This window comes from Streptomyces sp. NPDC015139 (assembly GCF_043079785.1).
Taxonomy (GTDB): Bacteria; Actinomycetota; Actinomycetes; order Streptomycetales; family Streptomycetaceae; genus Streptomyces; species Streptomyces albidocamelliae.
This window is the reverse complement of record NZ_JBIBUW010000003.1, coordinates 355,917-382,853: the sequence shown is the minus strand read 5'-3', so window position 1 is coordinate 382,853 and position 26,937 is coordinate 355,917. Positions and strand designations below refer to the sequence as shown.

The window sequence follows — 26,937 nt, the reverse complement described above, 5'->3', positions numbered from 1 at the left end:
TGCCTTAGATGTACGAAAGTGCGGTCATGGGCGGAAGGCGGGTGCCGGAGTGGTGGAGGCGGGCTCGGAGAGGGACGAGGACTCCGCTGCCCTCGGGGGCTATCAGCAGGAGCTGAAGCGGACGCTCGGCCCCTTCCAGGTGTTCGCGATCTCGTTCGCGTTCATCTCGGTGGCGGTCGGCATCTTCTCGACCTACGACGACGTGCTGCAGAACGCCGGGCCGGTCGGGATCTGGCTGTGGATCGTCGCGACCGTCGGGCAGGTGCTGGTGGCCCTGGTGGTGGCGCAGCTCGCGGGACGCATCCCGCTCAGCGGCTCGTCGTACCAGTGGGCCTCGCGGCTGGCCAACCCCAAGGTCGGTTGGGGGTTCGGCTGGCTGAGCTTCTGCTATCTGGCCATCGCGGTGGTGGCGATCGACAACGCCCTCGCCAGTCAGGCGTTCATGCCGCTCGTGGGCATGCGGCCGGACGAGGACACCGCGCGGGTGATCACCCTGGTGCTCCTGCTGGTCCAGGCCGTGATCGTGGTGGCCTCCACCCGCATCGTCAGCGTGATCAACACGGCCGCGGTGGGCCTGGAGCTGGCTCTGGTCGTGGTGGTGGCGCTCGCCCTCGCCATCGCCGTGGCGGTCACCGGGCACGGCGCGGTGGGCAACCTCACCTCGCGCGGCGTCACCGAGCACGCCCCGCACTACTTCGACGTCGGGGGCGGGCTGATGATCGCGATGATCATGGGGCTCGCCACGCTCGTCGGATTCGACTCCGCGGCGAACCTCGCCGAGGAGGCCAAGGACCCCTTCCGTACCGTGCCGCGCGCGATCGTGGGGTCCGTCGTGGCCGCCGGTGTCCTGGGGATCGTGTTCCTGATCTGTCTCACCATCGCGATCGAGGACATCCCGCGGGTCACCGCGAGCGAGTCGCCGGTCGCGGCGATCATGCGTGAGCAGCTGGGGCCGCCGATGGAGAGCGTGCTCCTGGTGGCCATCACCGTCGCGTTCTTCGGCGCCGGGACGGTGGTGATGACCGCGTGCTCCCGGATGGTCTTCGCGATGGCGCGCGACGGGCGCTTCCCCGCCCACCGACTCATGCGCCGGGTCAATCCCCGTACCCGGACGCCGGTTCCCGCGACGGTGCTGATCCTCGTCGTGGGCGTCGTCCTGATGGCCGCGCTGCCGGGCGCCGCGCTGCTGAAGCTGATCACGGCGTCCACGATCCTTCCTGCGGTCATCTACGGCGCGACGATCGTCCTCTACCTGGCGGTGCGCCGCCGACTGGACCGCAGGAAGGGCGCGTTCGACCTCGGGCGGTTCGAGTTGCCGGTCGCGGTCTGCGCGCTGGTGTGGACGCTGGCGTCCCTGGTCGTCCTGGTGTCGCCGGCCGAGGCGCTCGTGCCGGTGCTGATCGTGGTGGGCCTGCTCGTCGCGGGTGGGCTGTTCTTCCTCGGCCTGCTGCTGTTCAACCGCCCGGCGCTGGAGACCGAGCCCGGAGACGTGAGTGTCTTCGAGCACTGACCCGGTGTTCCCGCGGTAAGCCCGCCCGCCATGCCGGTCGTCGCCGGTCAGCGGAGTGCGGGCGGGATGCTCTGCTCGTACCGGAACACGTTCCGAGGGTCGTACCGTGCCTTGATTTCCCGCAGCCTCTCGACGTTGTCGCCCCAGTAGGCGGTCTCCCAGTTCTGCACGCCGATGTTCGGAACGTTGACGTAGGCGCCGTTCACGTAGGGCCGCAGTGCCTGGCCGAACTCGGCGATCCAGGCCTGGGCGCGCGGAGTCAGTCCGTCGCCGCTGCCCGGGACTTCGCGTCGTCCCCAGCCGGCACCGGGCTCCGAGTAGAAGAGCGCGTCGCGGTGGGGGAACGACGTACCACCGCGGGGGCTCTTCCTGACGGCCCCGCCGAAGGCCTGGGTGAAGAAGTTGCTGTCGTCCGTGGGCGCGTCGCGCACGAACGAGGCGATCACGCCGATCGCCGTCCTCGGGAACGGTGTGCTCGTGAACTGCGAGCAGAACTTCCAGTTCGCGGGATCCTCCTCGGCCGGGATCTGGAACGCCGTATACACGTCGCCCCAGTTGCCGGCCTGCACCGTGAGGTCCGGGTCACCGACCGACAGGATCGGAGCCAGCAGCTTCCTCGCCTCCGCCGGTGTCCCTTCCGCGAGGACCGCGAACAGCAGGGTCCGGTTCCTGCGGAGTTCGAGCTGGGTGCCGAGGCGGTCGTCGGCGAACGGTGCCGTGCGCTGCCAGGCCTCGAAGACCCCGTGCATGTCCCCGGTGCCGTCCCAGGCCGCCTGCACATGGGTGACGCTCCTGAGCGCAGTCACCCGGTAGGTCAGGGACGTGACGATCCCGAAGTTGCCGTTGCCCGCACCGCGAAGGGCCCAGAGCAGGTCGGAGTGGTTCTCCAGGTCGGTGTTGATCACCTCGGCGCCGTCCGTGCCGTCCGCGACGACGATCTCGGCGCCGATCAGGCTGTCGCAGGCCATGCCGAGGTAGCGGGTGAGGAAGCCGAAGCCGCCTCCGAGCGTCGCGCCTGCCAGGCCCACGCTGCCTTCCGTTCCGGTGGTCACCGCGAGATTCTCCGCCGCGAGCGCGGTCACCGCTTCCAGCTGGGTGAGCCCGGCGCCGACCGTCACGGTGCGGGCGGCGGGGTCGATGCGCACCGACTTCAGTTCGCTGACGTCGATCACCATGCCGTTGTCCACGTTCGACCAGCCCTCGAGGCTGTGGCCGCCGCTCCGCACCCGCAGTGCCATGTCGTGCTGCCTCGCCCAGGTGAGGGCGTTGACCACGTCCTGCGTCGTCCGGACGTAGACGATGACCAACGGGTAGTGGACGAACAGCTCGTCCCAGCCGGCGCTCGCCCCGGCGTAGCCGGGATCGCCGGGACGTACGACACGACCGGTCAGCCTCGCCGGTGAACACTCCACGCTCTCGGTTCCTTCGCGATGACCCGACCGAGGCACCCCCGTCCCTCGACCGGCGGGGGCCCGCTCGGAGTCAGCCGGTGCCCTGTTCCACGGTCAGGTGGATCGGGCCGCGGAGGATGGGGCTGCGGCGGTACGGCGGGGGGTCGGTGACCAGTCGGGGGTGGTCGAGTCGGCGTACCAGTTCGGTGAGGGCGATCTGGGTCTCCCGGCGGGCCAGCGGGCCGCCGAAGCACAGATGGATGCCGCTGCCGAACCCCAGGTGCTCGTTGTCCCGCCGGTCGGGGTCGAAGCGGTCGGGCTCGTGGAAGTGGCCCGGATCGCGGCTGCCCGAGGCGAGCATGAGCATGATCTGGGAGCCCTTGGGGATGACGGTGTCGGCGACGGTGATGTCGCTGTACGCCGCCCGCCAGGGAATGATGTGCACGGGCGGCTCGTAGCGCAGCAGTTCCTCGACCAGCGGCACGACCAGGTCCGGGTCGTCGCGCAGCCGCTGGAGCACCTCCGGGTGGCGCAGCAGCGTCAGCATGCCGTTGGTGATGAGGTTGACGGTGGTCTCGTGGCCGGCGATCAGCAGCAGGTTGGCGGTGGCGACGATCTCCTCGTCGGTCATCCGCCCGTCCGGCCCGTCGTCGTTGGCCATCCCCGTCAACAGGTCGTCACCCGGCTTGCCGTGGCGCTGCTCCAGCAGCCCGCCGAGGTAGTCGCGCAGGTCCTTGCGGGCCTGCACGCCCTTCTCCAGGATCTCCTTCGGGTCGGTCTTCGGGTCGTAGGCGATCGCGTCGATGAGGTCGTTCACCCACAGCCGGAACCGCGGTTCGTCCTCGCGCGGCACACCGAGCAGGTGGCAGATCACGGTGACGGGGAACGGGTAGGCGAAGTCGTCGACGACGTCGATCCGTTCCTTGCCCGCGAAGCCGTCGATCAGGCTGCCGACCGTGGCGGTCAGGTCGGGTTCCAGCCCGGTCACCAGTCCCGGGGTGTGCGGGGGGCCGAAGTGACGCATCGCCAGGCGGCGCAGGCGGTCGTGCTCGGGCGGGTCGACGTTGATGAACGACGGCGTGCCGCGGTCCGCCGCCCCGGGCATCGGGTGCGACAAGTTGCGCACGTCGGAGCTGAGATGGGGATCGTGCAGCAGGTCCGCGATCTCCCGGTAGGTGCTGACGACGTAGCTGCCGTCCTCCTGCCGCGCCACCGGTGTCCTGCGCAGCTCGGCGTACAGCGGGTACGGGTCGGACCTGGAGGAGTAGTCGAGGATCCGGTGGAGGGTGTCGGGCATCTCGGTCGTGGTCATCTCGCCTTCCCTCCTACCGGTGGTGCTGCTGCGCGGCCGTGACCCGTCGTTCGCCCGGGTCGTGACCGGTGACGACCACCGTGGCGCCCTGGGCGAGCAGTTGGGGTCCGGGGAAGTCGACGGGCACCGGCTTCATGTCGACGGGCTGGTCGGGAGTGGGGTTGGGCGGTGGGAAGGGGGCGGCGGTCTCGATCAGCCCCCGGTAGTGGTCGAGCCACTTCGCGTTGTTGAAGCAGACCGCGGCGGTGACCCGGCCCCGGTAGCCGTACGCGGCGACGAAGCGGCGGTCGGCCACCGATCCCTGGGTGACGGCCACCTCGTCGGCGAAGGTCGGTACGCCGACGGACTTGATGTTGACGCCGAACTGGATCGACCAGAACACCGGGAGGGTCAGGTGGGGCCAGCGGTCGGCCTGGCCGCTGACCATGTTGTGCGCCGCGACCTCCGCCTGCTCCACGGCGTTGGCCCAGTGCTCCAGCGAGATGAGCCGGTACTCGTAGACCGGGTTCGGGCAGCGTGCCACGTCTCCCGCGGCGAAGATGTCGTCGGTGATCAGGCCGTCGAGGGTGAGGGCCCGGCAGCCCGTGTCGCAGGCGATGCCCCAGACTCCGGCCGCCAGTCCCGAGTCGCGCAGCCACTCGGTGTTGCGGATGCCTCCGAGTGCCACCACGGCCACGTCGGCGTCGACGGTGCTGCCGTCGTCGAAGTGCGCGCGGCGGAAGTGTCCTTGGGCGTCGCCCTCCAGCCGGGTGACCTTGACCCCGCAGCGCAGGTCGACCCCGTGGGCGCGCTGCATGTCGGAGGCGACCTCACCGATCATGGCACCGAGCGCGCCGACCAGCGGGGCCGGCGCCAGTTCGGCGACGGTGACCGCGATGTCGCGTTCGCGGCAGATGGAGGCGATCTCGGAGCCGGTGAACCCGGCACCGATGACCAGTACCCGGGAGGGGCCGGCGGCGATGGCCCGTTGCAGGCCCTCGGCGTGCTCCCGCGTACGCAGGACGAACACGCCGTCCAGGGCCGCCTCGCTCTCCACGAACCAGGGCCGGGCCCGCACCCCGGTGGAGATCAGCACCCGGTCGAAGGGGATCTCGCGTCCGTCGGCGAGCCGCACCTGGTTGCCGGCCAGGTCCAGCCCACTGGCGGGAACGCCCAGCAGCCACTCCGCGTCGATGTCCCGGCGCCTGGGCAGGGTCGTGCCGTCGGCCGGCACCCAGCCGGTCAGGACCTGCTTGGACAGGGGCGGCCGGTCGTAGGGTTCGCCCAGCTCGTCGCCGATCATGGTCAGTGATCCGGTGAACCCTTCCTCGCGCAGGGTCTCCGCGGCCCGGAGCCCCGCCAGCGACGCCCCGACGATCACGATGCGGCCGTCGCGCTTGAACGCCTGGAGATTGTCGGCGCTGGTCATGATCGCGATGCCTCCGCCGGTACGTCCCGCCCCTCCAACCGGTCGACCAGGATGGCCTGGACCGGACAGGCCGCCGCGGCGCGCAGGACCTGGTCACGTCGGGCGTCGTCCGGGGTCGGGTCGTACATCAGCGCTTCCTCGCCGTGCATCCGGAACGCGTCCGGAGACAGGAACGCACACTGCGCGTACCCCTGACACCGGGAAAGATCAACGACAATTCTCATCCCGACCTCCACATGCACTGCGAGTCGTGGGCCCTGGAGCCGGCGCCGACGCGGCGCGCGGCGAGCCTCGGTGAGAAGATGAGGCAGAAGGCCACCCGGCCGCGGTGAGAGGAAGTGCACCGCCTTCGCCGGGTCTCCGCGGAGGAGATCGATCGCCGCGTACGAGGTGACCGGCGTCCGCGGAACCGCCCAGGGAACCTGAGCCCGGAGAACCCCGGCCCGGAAGACGTGAGCCCGGAGAACCAGACCTTGTTGTGAGAAAAGCGTATCCCTCGCCCATATCGCCTGCACTCCAGGCGAGGGAGGCTCTCTCGCCGGCCGCGTGCGCACGCGGCCGGGACGACGTCCGGTCGTCGGTCCTCCACGACGGCTGCGATCGGCGCGGCTCCTCGATGTGCCGGAGGTTCGCATGGGACAAGTGCTGGGCGATGTGCTGGGCCTGGCGGCCGGTGTCGCCGTCAGCCCCCTTCCGATCGTCGCCCTCATCATCGTGCTGGCGACGCCCCACGGACGCGTGAACGGGCTGGTGTTCACCGCGGGCTGGGTGGTGGGGCTCTCGGTCCTGGGCGGGGTGATGCTGGCCATCGGCGGTCAGGGGGACGCCGAGAGCGACGGGCAGCCGGCCGTGTGGGTGGGGGCTCTCAAACTCGCGCTGGGTCTGGCGCTGGCCCTGTTCGGCGTGAAGCTGTGGCGTCACCGCCCTGCCGACGTCACGCAGGCGCAGTTGCCCGCGTGGATGGCCACGATCGACCGCTTCACACCGGTGAAGATCTTCCTCCTCGCCCTCCTGCTGTCGGCGGGGAACCTGAAGAACGCCCCGCTGACCATCGCCGCGGCGGCGTCCATCAGTTCGTCCGGGCTGCCCGTGGGACAGCAGATCGCCGCACTGGCGATCTTCGTGGTCATCGCCTCCGTGGGGCTGCTGACCCCCCTCGTGGTCTACCTGGTCATGCGGGAGCGGGCGCGGGGCACGCTGGGCAACTGGAAGGAGTGGGCGGCGCGGCACAACACGGCTGTCATGGCCGTCCTGTTCTTCGTGTTCGGGCTGAAGCTGCTGGGCGACGGCATCGACGTGCTGGTCTCCTGACCGGTGCCGGGCCGGCCGGTCCCGTTCGGCAGGCCGGCGCGCGGCGCGAGGCCCCGGTCCTACGGCGTCCCGTAGCGCGCGGCGATGTCCTCGGAGGCCGGCCACCTGCTGTACGTCGGCGACTGGGGCCAGCCCTCGGGGGAGTCCTGCCACTGCTCCTGGCGTCCGTACGGCAGGAGGTCGATCAGCGCGAAGGTGTGGCTGAGCTGCTCGGTGCCCCGGCCGTCGGTGTGCCAGGTGCGGTAGACCGTGTCGCCGTCCCGGAGGAACACGTTGACCGCGAATCCTCCGTCGGGCGGCGCGCCGACATCGGCACCGAAGGAACTGCCGGCGGTCGAGTACCAGGTCATCCGGTTGCCCACCCGCTGCCGGTAGGCGAGCGCCTCCTTGATCGGGCCCTGCGTGACGACGACGAATCGCGCGTCGTAGTCGTCCAGGAACTCCAGGCGGGTGAACTGCGAGGTGAACCCCGTGCAGCCGGGGCACTGCCATTCCTTGCCGGCGGACCACATGTGGCTGTAGACGATGAGCTGGCTCCTGCCCCCGAAGACGTCGGCCAGCCGGACGGGGCCGTCCTCGCCTTCGAGGACGTAGTCGGGCATCTCGACCATCGGCAGGCGGCGGCGTGCGGCGGCGACGGCGTCGAGTTCCCGGGTCGCGGCCTTCTCCCGGGCACGCAGTGCCCGCAGCTCGCGGTTCCAGGTCGCGGTGTCGACGACGGGCGGCAGTGCTCGGTCGGTCATGGTTCCTCACAGAGCTCGTGCGCGGACTTCGCTTGCCCAGGGTGGACCCCGCCGGGCTCCGGAACTCATCGGTCGCCGGCCGAGGGGACGCGAAGCCCGGGTGCCGAGGCCTCGGAGCTGTGTTTTCCTGATGCTGCCCGGGCGGTGTCAGGGGGGTCGCACGCTCACCGAGAGGCCACCATGTCGCACCATCTCAGCGGACCGGATCTGCGCTCGCCCAAGGGCGACGCCCGCCTCGACCTCACGGACGTGTTCGTCTTCCCGGCGGCGGAGAGCGGGCGCACCGTTCTGATCATGAACGTCAATCCGTTCGCGCCGACCCAGGGAGAGGCGTTCCATCCGGACGCGGTGTACCGGATCGACGTGGACCTCGACGGGGACGACGTCGCCGACCTGGCCTACAGCTTCGTCTTCTCGGCGCCCGCGGACGGCCGGCAGACGGTCACCGTCCACCGCGCGACGGGCGCCGCCGCCCGGGACCACGAACCCGGCGGTGAGGCCGTCGTCTCCGGCGCCGAGGTCGCTTTCGGGGCGAAACCCCATGTCGTGTCGGGGGAGGGCCTCCGGTTCTCCGCCGGGCTGCGCAGCGATCCCTTCTTCGCCGACCTGGACGGCATCGTCGCCGGCTTCCAGTGGACCGGGAACGACTTCGGAATCGACAAGAACGTCTTCGGGATCGTGCTGGAGGTGCCCGACACCGAACTCGGCGAGGGGCCGATCGGGGTGTGGGCGCGCGTCAGCCTCCGGCAGGACGGCCGGCTCGTCTCCGTCGACCGCGGCGCCCACCCGTCGCTGACCGCGTACTTCAACGCCGAGGACGCCAAGGAGAAGTACAACGAGGGGGAGCCCGCCGACGACTGGGACACCTACCGGGAGCCGTGGAGCGCCGTTCTCGCCCACACCGGTGGCTACGGCCCCGCGGAGGCGGAGAAGGCGCTGCGCACCGTCCTGCCGGACGTGCTGCGGTACGACCGGACCGAGCCCGCCGCCTATCCCAACGGCCGTACGCTCACCGACGACGTCACCTCCGCGCGGCTGGCGATGGTCTCGGGCGGGAAGGTCACCGACGACCACATCGGCCCGCACACCGACCTGCTGGCGGAGTTCCCGTACCTCGGGCACCCGCACCCCGTCTCCTGACCCGGGCCGTCTCCGACACGACCGCGGCTAACGGGAGTTCGGCCGGTCTTCGCCGGCCCGCCGGTCGGCGAGGATCATCGCCACGTCGTCCGCGAGGCCGCCCCCGGTGTGCCGGACCAGCGCCCGGTGCAGCTGCTCCAGGAACGCCTGCGGGGCGGTGCCGCCGCCGATCCCTTCCATGGCCCGCGGCAGGGCGAAGAACTCCCCCTGCCCGTCGCGCGCCTCGATGACGCCGTCGGTGTACAGCAGCAGCCGGTCGCCCGGGGCGAACGGATAGCTGTCGGGCTTGTCGGGGAAGTCGGCGACCAGGTCCTCCAGGCCGAGCGGCGGCAGCGGCGAGGGCGGCAGCAGTGGCGTCGTCCTGCCCTCGTGGAGCAGCAGCGGCGGCGGGTGCCCCCGGTTGACCACCTGCACCACGGGCTCGTTCGGCACCTGTGCGACGAGCGCCGTGATGAACCCCTCCAGCAGCACCTCCTCGTCGTACGCGCCCGGCTTGGCGACTTCCCGGCGCAGCGCGGCCGAGCAGCGGTTCATGACCTCGACGAGCTCGTCCTCGTAGTGCACGGCCTCCCGGAACGCGCCCAGCACCACGGCCACGGCCCGGATCGCGGACAGTCCCTTGCCCCGGACGTCGCCCACGATCATCCGGACGCCGAACGGGGTCTCCACGGCCTCGTACAGGTCCCCGCCGACCCGCGCGCCCGTCCCCGCCGCCAGGCACAGGCTGCCCGCCGCCACCGGGCCCAGCCGCGCGGGCACGGGCCGCAGTACGACGTCCTGGGCCGCCACGGCGATCCGGCGGACCTGGTCGAGCTCGCGCTGTCTGCGCGCCTGCACGGCGCTGCTCGTGATGAAGCCGGCCGTGGTGACCAGGCCCAGGGCGAGGAAATTGGTGTAGACCTGCAAGGTGCCCCAGGCGCTGTTGTAGGCGGCGGTGGCCACGCTGATGGCCAGCGCGAGCGCCGCGGCGGCGGCCGTGCCCCTCGGCCCGAGCGTCACGGCCGCCAGCGCCGGTACGGCGGTGAGCAGCGGGCCGGTGTAGATGAAGTGCGCGGGTGTGAGCTCGATGACCAGCACGGCCAGCGCGATCGCGAAGGGCACGCACTGCATCAGCGTGAACAGGATCCGGCCCCGGCCGCCTGCTCCCGGCGCGCGCAGGAGCGACTTCATGCCCCCAGCCTGCCTCGCCCGGCCCCGCGGCTCCACTCGCGCCCCGCGCCACGGGGGGCCCGAACCACCCCCCGGGGGTGAGGCGGTCACCGGCGGGCGGGGCGATTCTGCGGGTGCACGGTGACGGGGCACGAGGTGCGGCCGGTGGGCCGGGTGTGGGAAGGGGAGCGACGGATGGCCGACGACAGAGCTGCCCGCATGGCGGAGTTCATCCAGCCGCTTCGGGTCGAGCCCGGCCGGAGCGTCGACCTGACGACGGACTTCGACCCCGGCTACCGGGCCGGCGTCCACAAGAAGAAGGACGGCGTCGAGCTGCTGCGGACGGGCACCGAGCTGCTCGCCGACTACCAGGGGCGGCTGGCCGCCCAGAACACCTACGGGGTGCTCGTGTGCCTCCAGGCGCTGGACGCCGGCGGCAAGGACGGGACGATCCGGCACGTGATGAGCGGGGTCAATCCCCAGGGCGTGACCGTGTCCTCGTTCAAGGTCCCCTCGTCCGAGGAACTCGACCACGACTACCTGTGGCGCTACGCCTGCCGCCTGCCCCGGCGCGGCGAGATCGGCATCTTCAACCGCTCCCACTACGAAGAGGTCCTGGTGGTCCGGGTGCACCCGGAGAACCTGACCCGGCAGAACCTGCCCGAGTCGGCTCGCGGGCCGGACGTGTGGGCGCGGCGCTACCGCGAGATCAACGACTGGGAGCGGTACCTCAGCGACAACGGCTTCAGGATCGTCAAGCTGTTCCTGAACCTGTCGAAGGAGGAGCAGCGCCTGCGGTTCCTCAAGCGCATCGACGTGCCCGAGCGGAACTGGAAGTTCTCACCGGCGGACGTCCGTGAACGCGCCCGCTGGGACGACTACCAGCGCGCCTTCTCGCAGATGCTGTCGGCCACCAGTACCGAATGGGCGCCCTGGTACGTCCTTCCGGCCGACCACAAGTGGTTCGCGCGGCTGTGCGCCTCCTCGGTGCTGGTGCACACCCTGATGGACATCGATCCCCAGTACCCGCGCGTCAGCGAGCAGACCCGCCGGGAACTGGCCGGGGTCCGGCAGGAGCTGGAGGCCGAGGCGCCCGAGGGGGCGGCGCCCGACCCGTACGCGGCCTCGGGCACGAAGGCCAGGAGGAAGAGCGGGCGTCCCGGCGGCAAGGGGTAGCGGCCGGGATGCCGAGCGGGTGACGGCGGACCGGAAGGACGTGTCATGACCGTGCAGAAGGATGCCCTGGAGGGGAAGGCCGAGCAGGGCCGGGAGTGGTACGGACTTCCGGCGCGGGACGTCGCCGCCGCGTTCGCGGTGGACACGGCCGAGGGGCTGTCGTCGGCGCGGGCGGCGGAACTCCTGCGCCTCCACGGCGCGAACGCCCTGCCGGAGGAGAAGCCGCTGCCCGGCTGGCGCCGCTACCTGGCGCAGTACCGCAGCTACATGCAACTGGTCCTGGTGAGCGCGGCCGTGGTGTCCCTGGTGATCGCGGAGTGGGCCACCGGGGTGCTGCTGCTGGTGCTGACGGTCCTCAACGCGGTGGTGGGGATGCGCCAGGAGGGCAAGGCGGAGAGCGCCATGAACGCGCTCAAGTCGATGATGAAGGCGACCGCCCGGGTGCGCAGGGACGGTGCGGAGTCGCGGATCCCGGCGGAGGAGGTCGTCGTCGGCGACGTCGTGCTGATCGCCGCCGGGGACGAGGTGCCGGCCGACGGCCGCATCGTCGAGGCCCACGCGCTGCAGATCGACGAGTCGGCGCTGACCGGCGAGAGCGTGCCGGTCGCCAAGGGGTCCGGCGTACTGGCAGGGGCCGGCCTCGGCCCCGGGGACCGGACGAACATGGCGTTCATGAACACCCCGGTCACCCACGGCAGCGGGACGGTGGTGGTCACGGGGACGGGGGCGGACACCGAACTCGGCCGGATATCCGGGATGCTCTCGGCGACGCCGCGCGAGCCCTCGCCGCTGACCCGGGAACTGGACCGGCTCACCCTGTGGATCACGGGTGCGGCCGGAGCGACGATGATCGTGATGTTCGTCCTGGGGCGGAGCCGCGGTGAGGCGTGGGACGCCCTGTTCGTGAGTGCGGTCTCCCTGGCCATCGCCGCCATCCCGGAGGCCCTGCCCACGGTGACCCAGACCATCCTCTCGCTGGGCGGGGTCGATCTGGCCCGGCGCGAGGCGATCGTGAAGGACCTGCCGTCGGTGGAGTCGCTGGGGTTCACCTCGGCGATCAACTCCGACAAGACCGGCACGCTCACCATGAACCAGATGACGGCCGTGGAGGTCGTCGATCCGGGCGACCGCTACACCGTCTCCGGCACCGGGTACGGCCTGGAGGGCAAGGTCCACCACGCGGTGGGCAGCTCGCCCGGCATCGAGGACGCGATCCTGCCGTATCTGATCGCCAACGACGCCCGGCTCGTGGACGGCAAGGTGGTCGGGGACCCCACCGAGGGCGCCCTGCTGGTGCTGGGCCACAAGGCCGGACTGGACATGGACGCCACCAGGGAGCGGTTCCCGCGGCTGGCCACCCTGCCGTTCGACCCCGCGTACAAGCTGATGGCGACGTTCACCCCGGCCACGGACGAGGCCGGCCGGCCCGTGGTGCGGTGCTTCGTGAAGGGGGCGGCGCCCGCGGTGACGGCCCGGGCCGCCACCGCGCTCGCCAAGGGGACGGCCGTGCCGTGGGACGCCGAGGCGCGCCGCCGGGCCCAGGAGCACATCGAGCGCATGGGCGGCGCGGGCCTGCGGGTGATGGCCGCCGCGCGGCGCGACCTCGACCCCGCGGACTTCGACCCCGAGGGCGACCTGCTCGGGTACGTCACCGGGCTGCAGATGACGAGCCTGGTGGGAATGGTCGACCCGCCGCGGGGGGAGTCGCGGGCGGCGGTGGCCGACGCGCAGGCGGCGCACATCCGGGTCCGGATGGTCACCGGGGACGACGTCGTCACGGGTGCCGCCATCGCCCGGCAGCTCGGGATCGAGGGCGAGGCCATGCTCGGCGCGGACTTCGCGGCCCTGCCGGAGAGCGAGCGGCTCGCCCGTATCGACGGCATCGGCGTGGTCGGCCGGGTCGCCCCCGAGCACAAGGTGCTGCTCGCCGACACCCTGAAGCAGCGGGGCCATGTGGTGGCCATGACCGGCGACGGCGTCAACGACGCCCCGGCCATCAAGGCCGCGGACATCGGGATCGCCATGGGCTCCGGCACGGAGGTCGCCAAGAACGCCGGGCGCATGGTGCTCTCCGACGACAACTTCGCCACCATCGTCTTCGCCGTCGAGCAGGGCCGGAAGATCTACGACAACCTCACCAAGTACATCCGCTTCGTGCTGGTGCTGCTCGTCATCTTCGTCCTGACGTTCCTGGGCGCCTCGGTGTTCAACATCGCCGCGGGGGAGCCCTTCACCCCGGCACAGGTGCTGTGGATCCACTTCTTCGTCAACGCGGCCTTCGGCTTCGCGCTCGGCTTCGACCGGCAGAGCCCGGGCCTGATGCGGCGCCGGCCCCGCCCCCGCGGCATGCCCGTGCTGACCAGGAGCGTGATGGTCACGGTCGGACTCTCCGGCCTGGTGATCACCATCGCCCTGCTGTCCCTGATCAAGCTCGGCGAGGACCGCTTCGGCAGCGTCGCGGTGGGCCAGTCGATGGCGTTCACCTCCTTCGCGCTGTGCCTCGTCGTGGCCGCGCTGGAGTGCCGCAGCGAGACGGAGACCGTGCTCACGACGGCCAGTTTCGACAGCAAGCAGATGAACTGGGCCATGTTCGTCGAGTTCGTCCTCGCCGTCCTGGTGACCCAGCTGGACGCCTTCCGCCGGCTGCTCGGCACGACCCGGCTGGACCTCCCGGAGTTCGCCTGGACCCTGGTGGCGCCACTGGTCCTGCTGGTCCTGTGGGAGCTCGGCAAGTGGCTCGTGCGATGGACCGGCGGGCCGAGCGTACGGAAGTGAGCCGGTCGTGGCGTGCCCTGTGGCGGCAGGCGGACCGGCGATGGCGGGAGGCGGGCCGCCGGTTCGACGAGAGCGGTCCGGGCCGGCTGTGGGGGCGCCTCGCCGCGGTCGACTTCTTCGGGCACTCCTTCCAGCTGGCCGCCCTGGCACTCCTGTGCTTCTTCCCGTTCCTGATCATCATCACGGCGGCGTCGGGCCGTGAGGCGGCCGAGGTGGTCGCCGGCTGGCTGGGACTGGACCAGCAGGCCGCCGAGGCCCTGTCGACCCTGTTCGCGCCCACGACGAACTCGTACACCCTCACCGGGACCAGCGCCGTCCTGCTGCTGCTCGGCGTCATGGCCGTGGCAGGCACCCTCCAGAGCTGGTACCTGATGCTGTTCGACGCTCCCGGGAGCGTCACGCGGAACACCGCGGCCCGACTCGCCTGGCTCATCGGCCTGTTCGTCTACGTCGCCGTGCAGGCCGCGCTCGGCAGGGTGCTCGGCGGATGGCTCCTGCCCGGCCTGGCCGGCTTCCTGTGGGCGGCCGCCTTCTGGTGGGGCAGCATGTACGTCCTGCTCGCCGGGGCGGTGCGCTGGCGCGTCCTCTTCCCTCCGGCGCTGGTCACCAGCGTGTGCTGGACCGGCCTGGGGGTCTTCTCCGCCCACTACTTCTCGGCGGCCGTCGTGGCGAACGAGGAGAAGTACGGCCCCATCGGCGTCGTCATGGTCATCCTGTCGTGGCTGGTCGCCGTCGGCGTGGTCATCCACCTGGGCGCGATCGTGGGGCGCGCCTGGCGGTGAGGGGCCGCGCGCCCGACTCAGGGGGTGATTTCGCGCCCGTGACTCCCGCCGGGGCCCGTCCCGGCGGTCACTCCGGGGTCCGCCACCCGGGTTCCAGGCTGTCGAGGAGGGCGTGGAAGGCCTTGTCGGCGCGGTCCCAGTGGCCGTCCGCGAGCGGGGCGGCCAGAAGGCCGAAACAGGCGTCGGTCAGGAGGGTGGCCTGGGTGCGGGCCCGGTCCTGATCCATCCCGAGGTCGCGGAGGAAGGAAGTCAGCAGGTCCGTCCACGCGACGACGACATCGCGCACGAGCGGCCCGTAGCGGTCCGGGTGCAGGACACCGGCGCTCATGATCTCGAGGTGGAGGGGGAGCGCGGCCCGCACCCCGGGGTCGCGGAACTGCCGCCACACCTCCTCCATGAAGCGCCGCAGCTCCGCAGGGGTGGTGGGCGAGCCGACACTCTCCAGGAGTTCGCGGGTGCGCAGCAGGGGGCGCCGCTCGTAGACGGCGAGCGCCTCGGCGACCATGCGCTCCTTGGTGCCGAAGTAGTAGAGGAGCATGCGGTCGCTGGTGCCGAGGTCCTTGGCCAGCGGTCGCAGGGAGAGGTCCGCCAGGCCGTTGCGCAGCACGTACGCGCGGACCCGGTCGAGAAGGTCGCGCCGCTTGGCCGGATCGGGCGGGCGAGGCATGAAAGCTCCTGTCGGCGAACGGAGGCTACGGATCTGTCCGGTACGAGAACTTTTGGGCAGGTATTTACTGTAGCAAGCGCTACGTGTATATTTTTTGGTGTAGCGACCGCTACGTGTACAGGCCCTGGTGCTTACCCGGCGCACTTCCCGGCAAACCGTCCATATATGAGAGGACTGATTCCCATGGCCGCTCTGGCCATCGGTCGCCGCCCCGTCGTCGCTCTGCGTCGAGGCCGGCCGAAGCGTGCCGCCGCGGACTCCTGGGCCGTCAGGCAGTGGGCCCTGTGGTCCCGCATGCTCTCGCCGTTGCGGCCGCTGGACGCGCCGCGCGGCCGTGCCACCGACTGGGACGCCTCCTGGCCCCTGGCCCAGGAGCCGGTCTCGGTGCGCCGCGCCCGGCGCCTGGTGACCGCCCAGCTGGCGGAGTGGGCCGTGGCCGACCTGGCCGACACCGCCGAACTCCTCGTCAGCGAACTGGTCACCAACGCCCTGCGGCACACGCGCGGCCCGCTCCGGCTCAACCTGCGGCTGCGCGACTCCCGCCTGATGTGCGAGGTCGAGGACACCGAGTCCGCGGGCCCCGTGCGCAATGTCGTCGGCCCGGACGCCGAGGGCGGACGCGGGACCGAACTGCTGGACGTGCTCGCCGGCGCCTGGGGCACCGAGCGGACCGCCACCGGCAAGAGCGTCTGGTTCGAACTGCACTGCGAGGACGGCTCCGCCGGCGCGGCGGGCCCCGCCCGCTGATCCGCGCGCGGGCTGCTCCGGCCGGCAGACTCCCACTGGTCCGATTTACTGATCTACAGGCGTGTTTGCTCCACGGTGCACCGGTGCTCCGGCCTCCCGGGTCACGCTCGCGCTCAGACTCGGGGAACGCCCCGGGACTCCAAGGACAAGGAGCATCCACATGAGTCCTGAGCACAGGACGACCTCACGTCAGGAGCCGACGGCCCGCATCGGGGCGAAGGGGATCCGCAGGCTGGCCGCGATCGCGACGGCGGTGACCGTCGCGGTGGGGACCCCCGCGGTCGCGGTGGCCGCCGGTGTCACCACGCAGTCGGGCACGACGTACACCACCGACCCGCACTGCGACCACGACAAGCCGCGTGGAGGGGGCGGTGACGGCGACGAATGCGACTCGCAGCACCCCAAGCCGACCGTCACGGTGACCAGAACGGTCACCGCGACGGCGACCGCGACCCAGACGGTGACCGCGACCGCCACCGTGACGGCGACCGCGACGGCGTGCGGCACGGGCGTCGACTCGACACAGCCGAACGGCAACGAGCAGTTCATCGCCGCGCTCGTCGACGGAGTGCCGTTCGCGGGCCGGCGTCCCGGCATCAACACGGCCCCCGACAGTCCGAACATCGTGTCCGGCCCGGCCAACACCGCCGGCTGGACCAACCTGAGCACGATCACCGGCTTCCCGACGAACTCCCCGGTCTGCGACGTCTCGGTCGACGGCAACGGCAGTGACGCGTTCTTCAAGATCATCACTCAGGGTGGCTCGGTCTACACCCTGCATTGCGCGGCCAACGGCACCTCCCTGGTCTGTCCCGCCCCGGCGCAGGGCAACGACCCGCAGTCGCAGTGGACCGCGGTCTCGCCGCAGCCGACCCCCTAGCCCCACCCGTAACCGATGAAGGAAGCGGTCCCCGCCGGCCGGGCAGGGCGGGGGCCGCCCCTCGGGCGACCGTCGACGCGGCCCGCGAGCGGGAACGCCCATCGGCTGCCGCGCTGTTGCGCGGCGCGGCGGCCCGGCGTGGAATCAAGTGTGAGGCTCTTCGGCAGCGCCGTGTCCGCCGACCGCCCCGCTCCCGGCACCGCAGTCGGCCGGAAGGGGCTCAAGAACGACGCCCTGGGCCTGTTCTCCTCGGTCGTCATGGGGCTGGCCTCCGCCGGCCCGGCGTACAGCCTCGCCGCCACCCTGGGCATCATCGTGGCGGGGGTCGGACTCCAGGCCCCGATCGTCACCATGCTGGCCTTCGTCCCGATGCTGCTGGTCGCGTGCGCCTTCCGGGAGCTCAACGCGAGCGACGCCGACTGCGGGACGACCTTCACCTGGGGCACCCGCGCCTTCGGGCCGCGCACCGGCTGGATGGGCGGCTGGGCCCTCATCGTCGCCAACGTCGTCGTCATGGTGAACCTCGCCGAGATCGCCGGCATCTACGGCTTCCGCCTGGTGGGCCTCGACGGCATGGGGGAGAGCCGGCTCTGGGTCACGGTGGCCGGCATCGTCTGGATCGCCGTGATGACCGCGGTCTGCTACGTCGGCATCGAGTTCTCGGCGACCGTCCAGCGCTGGCTGCTCTGCGCGGAAATGCTGATCCTGGTCCTGTTCGCCGCCGCCGCGCTGGTCCGGGTGTACACCGACCCCCCGCCGACGGCGATCCACGTCTCCGCCACCTGGTTCAACCCCTTCGAGGTCCCGTCGATGAGGGACCTGACCTCGGGCCTCCTCGCGGGGGTCTTCATCTACTGGGGCTGGGACACCGCCTTCTCGGTCAACGAGGAGACCGTCGACAGCACCCGCGTCCCGGGGCGCGCCGCGGTGACGTCGATCGTACTGCTCCTGATCATGTACGGGCTGGTGTCCACCTCGGCGCAGGCGTTCGCCGGAGTGGGCGGCTCGGGCATCGGGCTCGGCAACCCGGCGAACTGGGACGACGTGTTCTCCGGTCTGGGCGAGGCCGTGTTCGGGAGTCAGGCCACGGGGCTGATCCTCTCCCGGGTGCTGCTCCTCATGGTGCTGACGTCCGCGCTGGCCTCCGCGCAGACCACCATCCTGCCCCTGGCCAGGACCGTCTTCTCCATGGCGGTCCACAAGGCCGTCCCCGCCCGGTTCGCCCGGATCCACCGCCGGTACCTGACGCCGACCTGGGGGACCCTCGGCATGGGTGCCGCGTCGATCGTGCTGCTGGTCCTGCTGTCCTCGTTCAGCCGGAACATCGTGGCCGACTCGATCGAATCGGTCGGACTCGCCATCGCGTTCCAGTACGGAGTGACCGGCTTCGCCTGCCTCTGGTACTACCGCAGGGTGCTCACCCGCACCTTCCGGGACCTCGTCCTCAAGGGCGTGTTCCCGGCGCTCGGCGGGCTGATCATGGCCCTGCTGTTCCTGTACGCGGCCTTCGGCGTCTACGCGAACCCCGAGTACGGCGCGACCAGCGTCGACGTGCCGCTGATCGGGCCGATCGGCGGGGTCACCGTGCTGGGCCTGGGTGCCCTGCTGATCGGGCTGCTGCTGATGCCGGTGGTCACCCGCGGCCACACGGTGGCCCTCAAGCTCCAGCGGAACCTGCTCCCGCGCCGGCTGCCCCCGCACGTCGCCGTCGACTCGGCGAGCCGCTACCTGCCCGCCGACAGCGGATCCGGCGTGGGCGGCGACTGGTACGACGTCATCCCCCTGTCGGGGACCCGGGTCGGCCTGGTCGTCGGGGACGTGCTCGGTCACGGCCTGCGGGCCGCGGCCACCATGGGACGCATGCGCACCGGCGTCCAGGTGCTGGCCCGGCTGGACCTCAGCCCGGACGAGCTGCTGTCCCGCCTGGCCGACCTGCTGGAGCAGACCGCGCGGGAGAGCGCGGCGGCCCGCGACCCGGGCCGCCCGCGGACACCCGCCGACGAGGCGCTGGGCGTGAGCTGCCTGTACGCGGTGTACGACCCCCTCACCGGCAGGTGCAGCCTGGCCCGGGCGGGCGAGCCGGTGCTGGCCGTCGTCGCACCGCACACGGGAGCCGTCGACCTCCCCGACCTGCCCACCGGACCGCCGCTGGGCGTAGGCGGCCCGCCGTACCGGACCACGGAGATCCAGCTGGCGCCGGGCAGCACGGTCGCCCTCCTCACGGGCGGCCTCCTCCAGGCGGCCGACACCTGGGGCGCCGGACTGGCACAGCTGTCCCGCATCCTCGCGGGCACCGACCGGACCCCCCTGGAGGAGCTGTGCGACCGGGCGGTCACCACCCTGCTGCCCGGGCCGGTGGACGAGGACGCGACGCTGCTGGTGGTCCGCACCCGTCTGCTCGACCGGAACAGGTTCACCCAGTGGGAACTGCCCCCGGACCCGGCCGCGGTCGGCGGCATCCGCACCGCCGTCGGCAAGCAGCTGGGCGACTGGGGCATGGAGGACCTGGCGTTCGCCAGCGAGCTCATCATCAGCGAACTGGTCACCAACGCCATCCGCTATGTCGGCGGCCCGGTCCAGGTGCGCCTGATCCGCGACCGGACGCTGATCTGCGAGGTCTCCGACACCGGCCACACGACGCCCAACCTGCGGCACGCCGCGAGCGACGACGAGGGCGGCCGGGGCCTGTTCATCATCGCCCAGATGACCCACCAGTGGGGCACGCGCTACACCCCCACCGGCAAGACGATCTGGACCGAGCAGGACCTCTCACCGGAGGACGGCATCTAGGGGCAACTCCCTTGCGGCCGGGGGCCCGTGGTGCCGGCGGGCGCCGTCGGCATACGGTTGCGCCCCATGGACTGGACTACGCCCCTCAGCACGCTGATCGGCGCCCTGGTGGGGGTCGGATCGACGCTGCTGAGCGAGAGCGTGCGCGCCAGGCGCGACCGGGGGAACCAGTCGCACCAGCTCAGGCGCCAGCTGTACGCCCGCTATCTCGAAGCCCTCACCAGCACCGACAGCGACCTGCAACTGCTCGCCGTCCGCGAGCGGGCACCGGTCGCGGAGACCGACCTCCGGGCCGCCTGGCGCGGGCACTCCCTGCTCGCCCTGCACTACGAGATCGGGCTGGTCGCCCCGCCGCCGGTCACCGGCGCGGCCGACACGGCGTACCGGGCGCTGCGGGCGGCACGCAACGCCCTGGGCGCGGCCGGCGCCACCGCCGGCGACTCCGGGACACCGGACTCTCACCCCGGCCCCGCCGGGCCGCGTGACGTCCGCGGCGGGTACATCGACGCGCTGGCCGCTCTGCGCGCGGCGATGCGCGCCGACGTGGGCGAAGGCCGGGGCTGAACCACCTGGCGGGACAAGGCCGTACGGCCCGCCGTGAGCCGTGACGGCATCGCAATCCGGGAGCCGAACCCGGACCGGCCGCCCGCGCGTCCTTGCGGGTATGGAACCGCAGAAGCCGCTGCCCGCGCCCCGGCAGCCCGAGGGGTGCCTCGTCGTCGCCATCCGGATCCCGGTGCGGATCGTCGTACTCGTGGTCGTCGTGCCGGTGCGCATGGCGTGGGACGCGCTCGTCGTCGCCGGAAGGTTTCTGCGTGACACCGTGCTCCGACCGCTCGGCCGGGCCCTGCTGTGGGCCGGCAAGGCTCTGTTCGTGTGGCCGCTGGTGGGTCTGTGGCGCTACGTCGTCGTCCCGGTCGGCAAGGCCCTCGCTCTGCTCGCCACCGTCCTCCTCGTCGTCCCGGCGGTGTGGCTGTACCGCCGGGTGCTCACCCCCGTGGGCCACGTCGTCGTCCGGCTGGCGCGCGGGGTGCTCGCCGGGCTCTCCTGGCTGTACGCGCGGGTGCTCGCCCCGTTCGGGCATGCGCTCGCCCGGCTGCTGAAGGGCGTCGGCGCCGTCCTCGCCGCCATCGGCCTCGCGGTGTACACGGCCCTCGCCTGGCTGGCGCGCCACCTGATCGCCCTGCCCGCCCACTGGCTGTACACCTGGATCCTCACCCCCGTGGGGCACGCCGTCGCCTGGTGCGTGCGCGGACTGGGCCGGCTGCTGGGGCTGCTGGCCACCGGGATCGGGCTGGCCCTGTACTGGACCGTCCGCGTCCTGCTCGTCCTGCCCGCGCTCGCCCTGTGGCGCTGGGTCCTGGCACCCGCCGGCCGGTTCCTCGCCCTCGTCGCGCGGGAGGTGGGGGACGCCCTCGGGCACGCCTGGCGGATCGCGGGACGCATTTCGTCGGCCGTCGGACGGGCCCTGGCGACCCTCTTGCGGTGGATCCTCGTCGAGCCCCTGCGCTGGGTGTACCGGACCGTCCTCACCCCGGTCGGGCACGTCGTCCGGGACGCCGTCCTGCGGCCCGCCGCGGCCGGCCTGCGCGCGGTCGGCCGGGTCACCCGCGAGGCGCTGACCACTGCCCGCGCCACCGTGCGGCAGGCCCGCGCCGACTTCCGGCGGATGCTCCTCGGCGAGCCCCGGCCGCCGGCCGCCGTGGACCGGAGGGAACCTCCGGGCCCCGGGACACGTACTCTTGGTAGCAGTACGACCGCTCTCACGAAGGACTAGGACACTGGGCAAGCGACAGCCCGAAGGCCCGCCGCCCGCACCCGCGGTGCAGCGCATCCGACTGCGCTACACCAAGCGCGGCCGCCTGAGGTTCACCAGCCACCGAGACTTCCAGCGCGCCTTCGAGCGTGCGTTGCGCCGCGCCGAGGTGCCCATGGCGTACTCGGCCGGTTTCACGCCGCATCCGAAGGTGTCGTACGCCAATGCCGCACCCACCGGCACGGGCAGTGAGGCGGAGTACCTGGAGATCGCGCTCACCGCGACGCGCGATCCGGAGAAGCTGCGCGTCCTCCTCGACGAGTCGCTGCCCCCCGGGCTCGACGTCGTCGACGCGGTGGAGGCGCGGACCTCGGGTCTCGCCGACCGGCTGACGGCCTCCGTATGGGAGCTGCGGCTGGACGGCGTCGACCCGGCCGACGCCGAGCGCGCGGTCGAGGCCTTCACCGGGGCCGACACCGTCGAGGTGCAGCGGATGACCAAGAACGGCGTCCGCACCTTCGACGCCCGCCCGGCCGTGGTGAGCCTGGAAACGCACGGTTCACCGGCTGATAGGCCGACCGACCGGCCCTGTGCGATACTGCGGCTGGTTGTTCGGCACGTGACGCCTGCCGTACGACCCGACGACGTCCTGTCCGGTCTCCGCGCCGTGGCCGACCTGGCGCCGCCGGTCCCCGCAGCGGTGACCAGGCTGGCGCAGGGGCTGTTCGATGAAGAGACCGGCACGGTGACCGACCCGCTCGCGCCCGACCGCGAGGCAGCCGAGGCCATGACGGCCGCATCTGCTGCCGCCGCGACGGCGCCGACGCCGGAAGGTCCCGCGTAGGGACGGACGTCGTAGCGCAGCCCTCGTACTCGGGAGCCATCTGGGTCGGGCAGCGCACCCACCAGAAGACTTTCGCCAGGCCGTACCGACAAGGCGTACGGAACCGGCGAGACAGGACACAGAGTGCTCCCGTGCGGCGCCCGCGCCCCGGACGGCGGCCATCGCGCATCGCGCGGGCCGCGGACGTCAACGGCGGCCGGTCTCCAGAGACCGGCGCCGGTCCAGGCGCGGCGCCCGGGGGCCTGACGGGAGAAACGCCCGCATGCTCGAGCCGACCGAACCCAACGAGGGTTCCGAACTGAACACCCCCAGCGACACCCTGCCGCCGCGCAGGCGTCGCCGTGCCGCCTCCCGCCCGGCGGGTCCGCCCGTCGCGGCCGAGGCGCCCGCCGAGGTCACCGTGCCGGCCATACCGGCCGCCGACGCCGACGAGGTCACCGAGGTCGTCGAGACCGAGGTGGCCGAAGAGGCAGCGGAGACAGCGGCGACCACCGGGACCGAAGAGGCCCCCGAGGAGACCGCTCCCGCCGCACGTCCGCGCCGCCGGGCCACCCGCCGTGCGTCCGCGCCCGGCGGGGCCCCGACGGCCGCCGGGGGCGCCGAGACCGTCGTACCGGCCGCCGCCGAGGCGGAGACGCCCGCTGCCGTCGCCGAGGGCGGCGAGGTCGTCGTCGGCGAGGAGGCCGCCCCGCGCCGCACCCGCCGCCGTGCCACCCGCACCGTGGCGACGCCCACCGGTGGCACCGCTTCCGCCGAGGAGACGGCCGCTCCCGTTGACGACGCGGCTCCCGCCCAGGAGACCCCCGCCGAGACCGCTCCCGCCGCGCGTCCGCGCCGCCGGGCCACCCGCCGCGCGGCGGCGCCCGCCGGGGCCCCCGAGGCCGTCGCGGCCGAGACGGTCCAGCAGACCGAGGCCCCGCAGGAGACCGGCGCCGCCGAGACGGCCGCCGCCGCCGAGGAGGCCGCTCCCGCCGCGCGTCCGCGCCGCCGGGCCACCCGCCGCGCGGCCGCGCCCGCCGGCGCGCCGGAGGCCGCCGAGACCGCGTCCGTGGAGGAGACCCCGGCCGCCGAGCAGGCGGAGGAGACCGCTCCGGCCGTCGCCGAGGAGGCCGCGCCCGCCGTCGAGGACGCCGCTCCGCGCCGCACCCGGCGCCGGGCGACCCGCCAGGCGGCCGCGCCCGCCGACACCCCTGCCGCCGAGACCGCCGAGCCCGCCGCCGCTCCCGCCGCGGCCGAGGCCCCGGCCGAGACCGCCCCCGTCGAGGAGGCCGCCCCGCGCCGCGCCCGGCGCCGGGCCGTGCGTCCCACCTTCGGCTTCTCCGAGCCGGCGCAGCCCGCCGCCGAGGCCGCCGAGGGCGAGGGCCGGCGCCGCCCGGCCCGCCCCTCCGTCGCCGTCTTCCAGGCGCCGGTGTTCGCCGAGCCCAAGTTCCAGACCCCGGAGCGAGCCGCCGCCGAGGCCGCCGCGGAGGCCGTCGAGGCCGTGGAGGAGCAGCCCGAGGAGCACGCGGAGGAGCGCGCCGACGCCGGTTCGCGCCGTCGCCGTCGCCGCCGGGGCGCCGACCGCGCCGAGGAGACGCAGGCCGTCGAGACCGCCGCCGAGGACGAGGAGACCGAGGAGGCCGAGGAGCCCACCGCCGAGTCCGCCGAGGACCTCGCCGACGGCGAGGAGTCCGAGGACGGCGACGAGGCCGAGGGCTACGAGGAGTCCGGTTCGCGCCGCCGCCGCCGTCGTGGCGGACGCCGCCGTCGCCGCGGTGACGCCGGTGACGGCGAGGGCCCGGACGGCGAGGGCGACGAACTGGCCGCCGAGCAGGCCGAGCAGGACGCCGAGGACACCGCCGAGCAGGAGGAGGAGGACGCCGAGGACGCTCGTGGCGACGAGTCCGGCGGCTCCAGCTCCAGCCGCCGCCGGCGCCGCCGTCGCCGGCGCGCCGGGGACAGCGGCCCGGACTCCGAGACGTCCACCGACGACCCCGAGCGCACGGTCGTCAAGGTCCGCGAGCCGCGCAAGCCCAGCGAGCCGTCCGACGAGGTGCAGTCCATCAAGGGCTCCACCCGCCTGGAGGCCAAGAAGCAGCGCCGCCGGGAAGGCCGCGAGCAGGGCCGCCGCCGCGTCCCGATCATCACCGAGGCCGAGTTCCTGGCCCGCCGTGAGGCCGTCGAGCGCGTGATGGTGGTCCGCCAGCACGGCGACCGCACCCAGATCGGCGTCCTGGAGGACAACGTCCTCGTCGAGCACTACGTCAACAAGGAGCAGTCGACCTCCTACGTCGGCAACGTGTACCTCGGCAAGGTGCAGAACGTCCTGCCCTCGATGGAGGCCGCCTTCATCGACATCGGCAAGGGCCGCAACGCCGTGCTGTACGCCGGTGAGGTCAACTTCGAGGCGCTGGGAATGGCCAACGGCCCGCGCCGTATCGAGGCCGCCCTGAAGTCGGGCCAGTCGGTCCTCGTCCAGGTGACGAAGGACCCGATCGGCCACAAGGGCGCGCGCCTGACCAGCCAGGTCTCCCTGCCGGGCCGCTACCTCGTGTACGTCCCCGAGGGCTCCATGACCGGCATCAGCCGCAAGCTGCCCGACACCGAGCGGGCCCGGCTGAAGACCATCCTCAAGAAGATCGTCCCCGAGGACGCCGGCGTCATCGTGCGCACCGCCGCCGAGGGCGCGAGCGAGGAGGAGCTGCGCCGCGACGTCGAGCGGCTCCAGTCGCAGTGGGAGGACATCCAGAAGAAGTCCAAGAACGGCAACGCGCCGACGCTGCTGTACGGCGAGCCGGACATGACCGTCCGGGTCGTCCGCGACATCTTCAACGAGGACTTCACCAAGGTCGTCGTCAGCGGCGACGAAGCCTGGTCGACCATCCACGGGTACGTCTCGCACGTCGCGCCGGACCTGGCCGACCGCCTGTCGAAGTGGACCTCCGAGGTCGACGTCTTCGCCACCTACCGGATCGACGAGCAGCTCGCCAAGGCGCTGGACCGCAAGGTCTGGCTGCCCAGCGGCGGTTCGCTGGTGATCGACCGGACCGAGGCGATGGTCGTCGTCGACGTCAACACCGGCAAGTTCACCGGCCAGGGCGGCAACCTGGAAGAGACGGTCACCAGGAACAACCTGGAGGCGGCCGAGGAGATCGTGCGCCAGCTGCGGCTGCGCGACCTCGGCGGCATCATCGTGATCGACTTCATCGACATGGTCCTGGAGTCCAACCGCGACCTGGTGCTGCGCCGCCTGCTCGAGTGCCTGGGCCGGGACCGGACCAAGCACCAGGTGGCCGAGGTGACGTCGCTGGGCCTGGTCCAGATGACCCGCAAGCGGGTCGGACAGGGCCTGCTGGAGTCCTTCTCCGAGACCTGCGTCCACTGCAACGGCCGCGGTGTCATCGTGCACATGGAGCAGCCGGCCTCCGGCGGTGGTGGCGGTGGCGGCGGCAAGCGCAAGAAGCGCGGCCGTGGCGGCGACACGCAGGAGCACGTGCACGAGACGGCCGCGGTGGCCGTGGAGACCGGCGAGGCCGTCGAGCCGGAGACGGAGACCGCCGTCGAGGTGGCCGCCGAGTTCGCCGAGCCCGTGGCCCTGCCCGCGCCCGAGTTCGCGCCCGACGAGGAGCTGTACAGCAGCGTCGCCGAGGCGGAGGCGGCGGCCGGCCGTGGCCGTTCGCGCCGCCGCGCGAGCCGCCGGGCGTCCGCTCCGGCCGGTGCGCCGAAGGCGGAGAAGGCCGAGCGGGCGAAGGACCGGAAGGCCGAGGCCCCGCAGCCGGAGGCCGCGGAGCCCGAGGCCGCCGTGCAGGCCCCGACCGCGCAGGACGTCACCGCCGACGAGGCGGCGGCGCGCCCGGTGCGGCCGGAGCCGGCCGCCGAGGCGCTGGCCGAGCCCGCGGCCGCCGAGGACCAGGTGGTCCCGGCCCCGCAGGCCGAGGCTCCCGAGGAGGCCGCGCCGAAGGGCCGTACGCGCCGTCGGGCGACCCGGAAGGTGTCGGCCCCGGCCGGTTCCCCCGCGGGCGCCGAGGCGGCCGTCCTGACGGTGGCCGAGACCGCGCCCGCGGCCGAGGCACCGGCCGAGCAGCCGGCGGCCCCGGCCGAGGAGGCGCCCGCCGAGAGCGCCGCCCCGGCCCGCCCGCGCCGCCGTGCCGTGCGCAAGGCCACCGCGCCGACCGCGTCCGAGGAGACGGCCGTCGTGGTCGTGCCCGCGGCCGCGACCGAGGAGACCGCGCAGGCCGGCGAGGAACTCGCCGAGGCGGTCGCCACGGCCAAGAAGACCGCCCGCAAGGCGGCGAAGAAGGCGACGGCCAAGAAGGCCGCCACCAAGAAGACCGCGGCCAAGAAGACGGCCGCGAAGAAGACGACGGCCAAGAAGGCGGCCAAGACCGCCAAGACGGCCGCCGCGAAGGCGACGGCGAAGAAGACCACCACGGTCTCCACCGCCGCCGACGAGGGCTGACACCCGGGGTGTGCGCCCGGTCCGAGTGACCGGGCGCACACCCGTGGGGCCCGGTTTGACCCCCTCGGCCGTGCCCCGTAACCTGGACCGTCGGCGTGTCCACTGAACACGCCACATC

20 protein-coding genes are annotated in these 26,937 nt (G+C 72.7%); 13 read left to right on the top strand and 7 right to left on the bottom strand.

The features are described 5' to 3' along the window. Window positions 1-52: 52 nt before the first annotated feature. Window positions 53-1,510 carry an APC family permease gene (locus tag ACF08B_RS10470; protein WP_392316977.1) on the top strand — a complete coding sequence of 486 codons (1,458 nt, stop codon included), beginning with the start codon at window positions 53-55 and terminating at the stop codon, window positions 1,508-1,510. A gap of 47 nt (window positions 1,511-1,557) precedes the next feature. Here the strand turns inward: ACF08B_RS10470 and ACF08B_RS10465 are convergent, their stop codons facing one another. The 4 genes from ACF08B_RS10465 to ACF08B_RS10450 form a co-directional block, all read right to left on the bottom strand. Further along, complete coding sequence (locus tag ACF08B_RS10465) at window positions 1,558-2,922, bottom strand: FAD-binding oxidoreductase (protein WP_392316976.1); 1,365 nt, start codon at window positions 2,920-2,922, stop codon at window positions 1,558-1,560. A gap of 70 nt (window positions 2,923-2,992) precedes the next feature. Continuing rightward, complete coding sequence (locus ACF08B_RS10460; protein ID WP_392316975.1) at window positions 2,993-4,213, bottom strand: cytochrome P450; 1,221 nt, start codon at window positions 4,211-4,213, stop codon at window positions 2,993-2,995. Between the two features lie 13 nt (window positions 4,214-4,226). After that, window positions 4,227-5,621 carry an NAD(P)/FAD-dependent oxidoreductase gene (locus ACF08B_RS10455; RefSeq protein WP_392316974.1) on the bottom strand — a complete coding sequence of 465 codons (1,395 nt, stop codon included), beginning with the start codon at window positions 5,619-5,621 and terminating at the stop codon, window positions 4,227-4,229. Continuing rightward, the gene (locus ACF08B_RS10450; RefSeq protein WP_392316973.1) at window positions 5,618-5,845 is read right to left on the bottom strand and encodes a ferredoxin; all 228 of its coding nucleotides are present in this window, start codon (window positions 5,843-5,845) and stop codon (window positions 5,618-5,620) included. The genes ACF08B_RS10455 and ACF08B_RS10450 overlap by 4 nt, the downstream gene beginning before the upstream one ends. A gap of 409 nt (window positions 5,846-6,254) precedes the next feature. Here ACF08B_RS10450 and ACF08B_RS10445 point away from each other — a divergent pair, with 409 nt between their 5' ends. Continuing rightward, entirely contained in the window at window positions 6,255-6,932 is a 678-nt protein-coding gene (locus ACF08B_RS10445) for a GAP family protein (RefSeq protein ID WP_392316972.1), read from the top strand. Between the two features lie 59 nt (window positions 6,933-6,991). Here ACF08B_RS10445 and ACF08B_RS10440 read toward each other — a convergent pair whose 3' ends face one another. Continuing rightward, on the bottom strand, window positions 6,992-7,675 hold the full coding sequence (locus ACF08B_RS10440) for a DUF899 domain-containing protein (protein WP_392316971.1): 684 nt from the start codon (window positions 7,673-7,675) through the stop codon (window positions 6,992-6,994). Between the two features lie 180 nt (window positions 7,676-7,855). On the opposite strand from ACF08B_RS10440, the gene ACF08B_RS10435 reads away from it, so the two are divergent. Beyond that, window positions 7,856-8,815 carry a DUF4331 family protein gene (locus ACF08B_RS10435; protein WP_392316970.1) on the top strand — a complete coding sequence of 320 codons (960 nt, stop codon included), beginning with the start codon at window positions 7,856-7,858 and terminating at the stop codon, window positions 8,813-8,815. A gap of 27 nt (window positions 8,816-8,842) precedes the next feature. Here the strand turns inward: ACF08B_RS10435 and ACF08B_RS10430 are convergent, their stop codons facing one another. Continuing rightward, complete coding sequence (locus ACF08B_RS10430) at window positions 8,843-9,985, bottom strand: PP2C family protein-serine/threonine phosphatase (protein ID WP_392316969.1); 1,143 nt, start codon at window positions 9,983-9,985, stop codon at window positions 8,843-8,845. A 174-nt stretch (window positions 9,986-10,159) separates the two neighbouring features. Between ACF08B_RS10430 and ACF08B_RS10425 the strand changes: the two genes are divergently transcribed. The 3 genes from ACF08B_RS10425 to ACF08B_RS10415 are packed head-to-tail and all read left to right on the top strand — an operon-like array spanning window position 10,160 to window position 14,697. Then, on the top strand, window positions 10,160-11,140 hold the full coding sequence (locus ACF08B_RS10425) for a polyphosphate kinase 2 family protein (protein WP_392316968.1): 981 nt from the start codon (window positions 10,160-10,162) through the stop codon (window positions 11,138-11,140). 45 nt (window positions 11,141-11,185) lie between these two features. After that, window positions 11,186-13,915, top strand: coding sequence for a cation-translocating P-type ATPase (locus ACF08B_RS10420; RefSeq protein ID WP_392316967.1), 2,730 nt, complete (start codon window positions 11,186-11,188; stop codon window positions 13,913-13,915). Further along, window positions 13,912-14,697 (top strand): ribonuclease BN, encoded by a 786-nt coding sequence (locus ACF08B_RS10415; protein ID WP_392316966.1) that lies wholly within the window; start codon window positions 13,912-13,914, stop codon window positions 14,695-14,697. Before ACF08B_RS10420 ends, ACF08B_RS10415 begins: the two co-directional genes overlap by 4 nt. A gap of 67 nt (window positions 14,698-14,764) precedes the next feature. On the opposite strand, the gene ACF08B_RS10410 is transcribed toward ACF08B_RS10415, so the two are convergent. Further along, entirely contained in the window at window positions 14,765-15,364 is a 600-nt protein-coding gene (locus tag ACF08B_RS10410) for a TetR/AcrR family transcriptional regulator (protein ID WP_392316965.1), read from the bottom strand. 183 nt (window positions 15,365-15,547) lie between these two features. Between ACF08B_RS10410 and ACF08B_RS10405 the strand changes: the two genes are divergently transcribed. The 7 genes from ACF08B_RS10405 to ACF08B_RS10375 all read left to right on the top strand — a co-directional run bounded on the left by ACF08B_RS10405 (window position 15,548) and on the right by ACF08B_RS10375 (window position 26,819). Then, complete coding sequence (locus ACF08B_RS10405; protein ID WP_392317284.1) at window positions 15,548-16,111, top strand: ATP-binding protein; 564 nt, start codon at window positions 15,548-15,550, stop codon at window positions 16,109-16,111. Window positions 16,112-16,271: 160 nt separating this feature from the next. Further along, complete coding sequence (locus ACF08B_RS10400) at window positions 16,272-16,991, top strand: hypothetical protein (protein WP_392316964.1); 720 nt, start codon at window positions 16,272-16,274, stop codon at window positions 16,989-16,991. Window positions 16,992-17,141: 150 nt separating this feature from the next. Further along, window positions 17,142-19,781: a SpoIIE family protein phosphatase gene (locus ACF08B_RS10395; protein WP_392316963.1), complete on the top strand. Its 2,640-nt coding sequence runs from the start codon at window positions 17,142-17,144 to the stop codon at window positions 19,779-19,781. A 66-nt stretch (window positions 19,782-19,847) separates the two neighbouring features. Further along, a complete protein-coding gene (locus ACF08B_RS10390) occupies window positions 19,848-20,345 on the top strand; it encodes a hypothetical protein (RefSeq protein WP_392316962.1) in 498 nt (165 codons plus the stop codon). Window positions 20,346-20,445: 100 nt separating this feature from the next. Beyond that, window positions 20,446-21,558: a hypothetical protein gene (locus tag ACF08B_RS10385; RefSeq protein WP_392316961.1), complete on the top strand. Its 1,113-nt coding sequence runs from the start codon at window positions 20,446-20,448 to the stop codon at window positions 21,556-21,558. Between the two features lie 46 nt (window positions 21,559-21,604). Next, window positions 21,605-22,381: a TIGR03936 family radical SAM-associated protein gene (locus tag ACF08B_RS10380; protein ID WP_392316960.1), complete on the top strand. Its 777-nt coding sequence runs from the start codon at window positions 21,605-21,607 to the stop codon at window positions 22,379-22,381. A 262-nt stretch (window positions 22,382-22,643) separates the two neighbouring features. Continuing rightward, window positions 22,644-26,819, top strand: a complete 4,176-nt coding sequence (locus ACF08B_RS10375; protein ID WP_392316959.1) for an Rne/Rng family ribonuclease — start codon at window positions 22,644-22,646, stop codon at window positions 26,817-26,819. The last annotated feature ends 118 nt before the right edge of the window (window positions 26,820-26,937 follow it).

Bases quoted from the DNA above. Each gene is read 5' to 3' on its own strand.
- ACF08B_RS10435 (WP_392316970.1), top strand. From the start codon at position 7,856: ATGTCGCACCATCTCAGCGGACCGGATCTGCGCTCGCCCAAGGGCGAC.
- ACF08B_RS10390 (WP_392316962.1), top strand. From the start codon at position 19,848: ATGGACTGGACTACGCCCCTCAGCACGCTGATCGGCGCCCTGGTGGGG.
- ACF08B_RS10445 (WP_392316972.1), top strand. From the start codon at position 6,255: ATGGGACAAGTGCTGGGCGATGTGCTGGGCCTGGCGGCCGGTGTCGCC.
- ACF08B_RS10450 (WP_392316973.1), bottom strand. From the start codon at position 5,845: ATGAGAATTGTCGTTGATCTTTCCCGGTGTCAGGGGTACGCGCAGTGT.
- ACF08B_RS10400 (WP_392316964.1), top strand. From the start codon at position 16,272: ATGAGTCCTGAGCACAGGACGACCTCACGTCAGGAGCCGACGGCCCGC.
- ACF08B_RS10425 (WP_392316968.1), top strand. From the start codon at position 10,160: ATGGCCGACGACAGAGCTGCCCGCATGGCGGAGTTCATCCAGCCGCTT.
- ACF08B_RS10440 (WP_392316971.1), bottom strand. From the start codon at position 7,675: ATGACCGACCGAGCACTGCCGCCCGTCGTCGACACCGCGACCTGGAAC.
- ACF08B_RS10455 (WP_392316974.1), bottom strand. From the start codon at position 5,621: ATGACCAGCGCCGACAATCTCCAGGCGTTCAAGCGCGACGGCCGCATC.
- ACF08B_RS10410 (WP_392316965.1), bottom strand. From the start codon at position 15,364: ATGCCTCGCCCGCCCGATCCGGCCAAGCGGCGCGACCTTCTCGACCGG.
- ACF08B_RS10420 (WP_392316967.1), top strand. From the start codon at position 11,186: ATGACCGTGCAGAAGGATGCCCTGGAGGGGAAGGCCGAGCAGGGCCGG.
- ACF08B_RS10430 (WP_392316969.1), bottom strand. From the start codon at position 9,985: ATGAAGTCGCTCCTGCGCGCGCCGGGAGCAGGCGGCCGGGGCCGGATC.
- ACF08B_RS10460 (WP_392316975.1), bottom strand. From the start codon at position 4,213: ATGACCACGACCGAGATGCCCGACACCCTCCACCGGATCCTCGACTAC.
- ACF08B_RS10405 (WP_392317284.1), top strand. From the start codon at position 15,548: ATGGCCGCTCTGGCCATCGGTCGCCGCCCCGTCGTCGCTCTGCGTCGA.
- ACF08B_RS10385 (WP_392316961.1), top strand. From the start codon at position 20,446: ATGGAACCGCAGAAGCCGCTGCCCGCGCCCCGGCAGCCCGAGGGGTGC.
- ACF08B_RS10375 (WP_392316959.1), top strand. From the start codon at position 22,644: ATGCTCGAGCCGACCGAACCCAACGAGGGTTCCGAACTGAACACCCCC.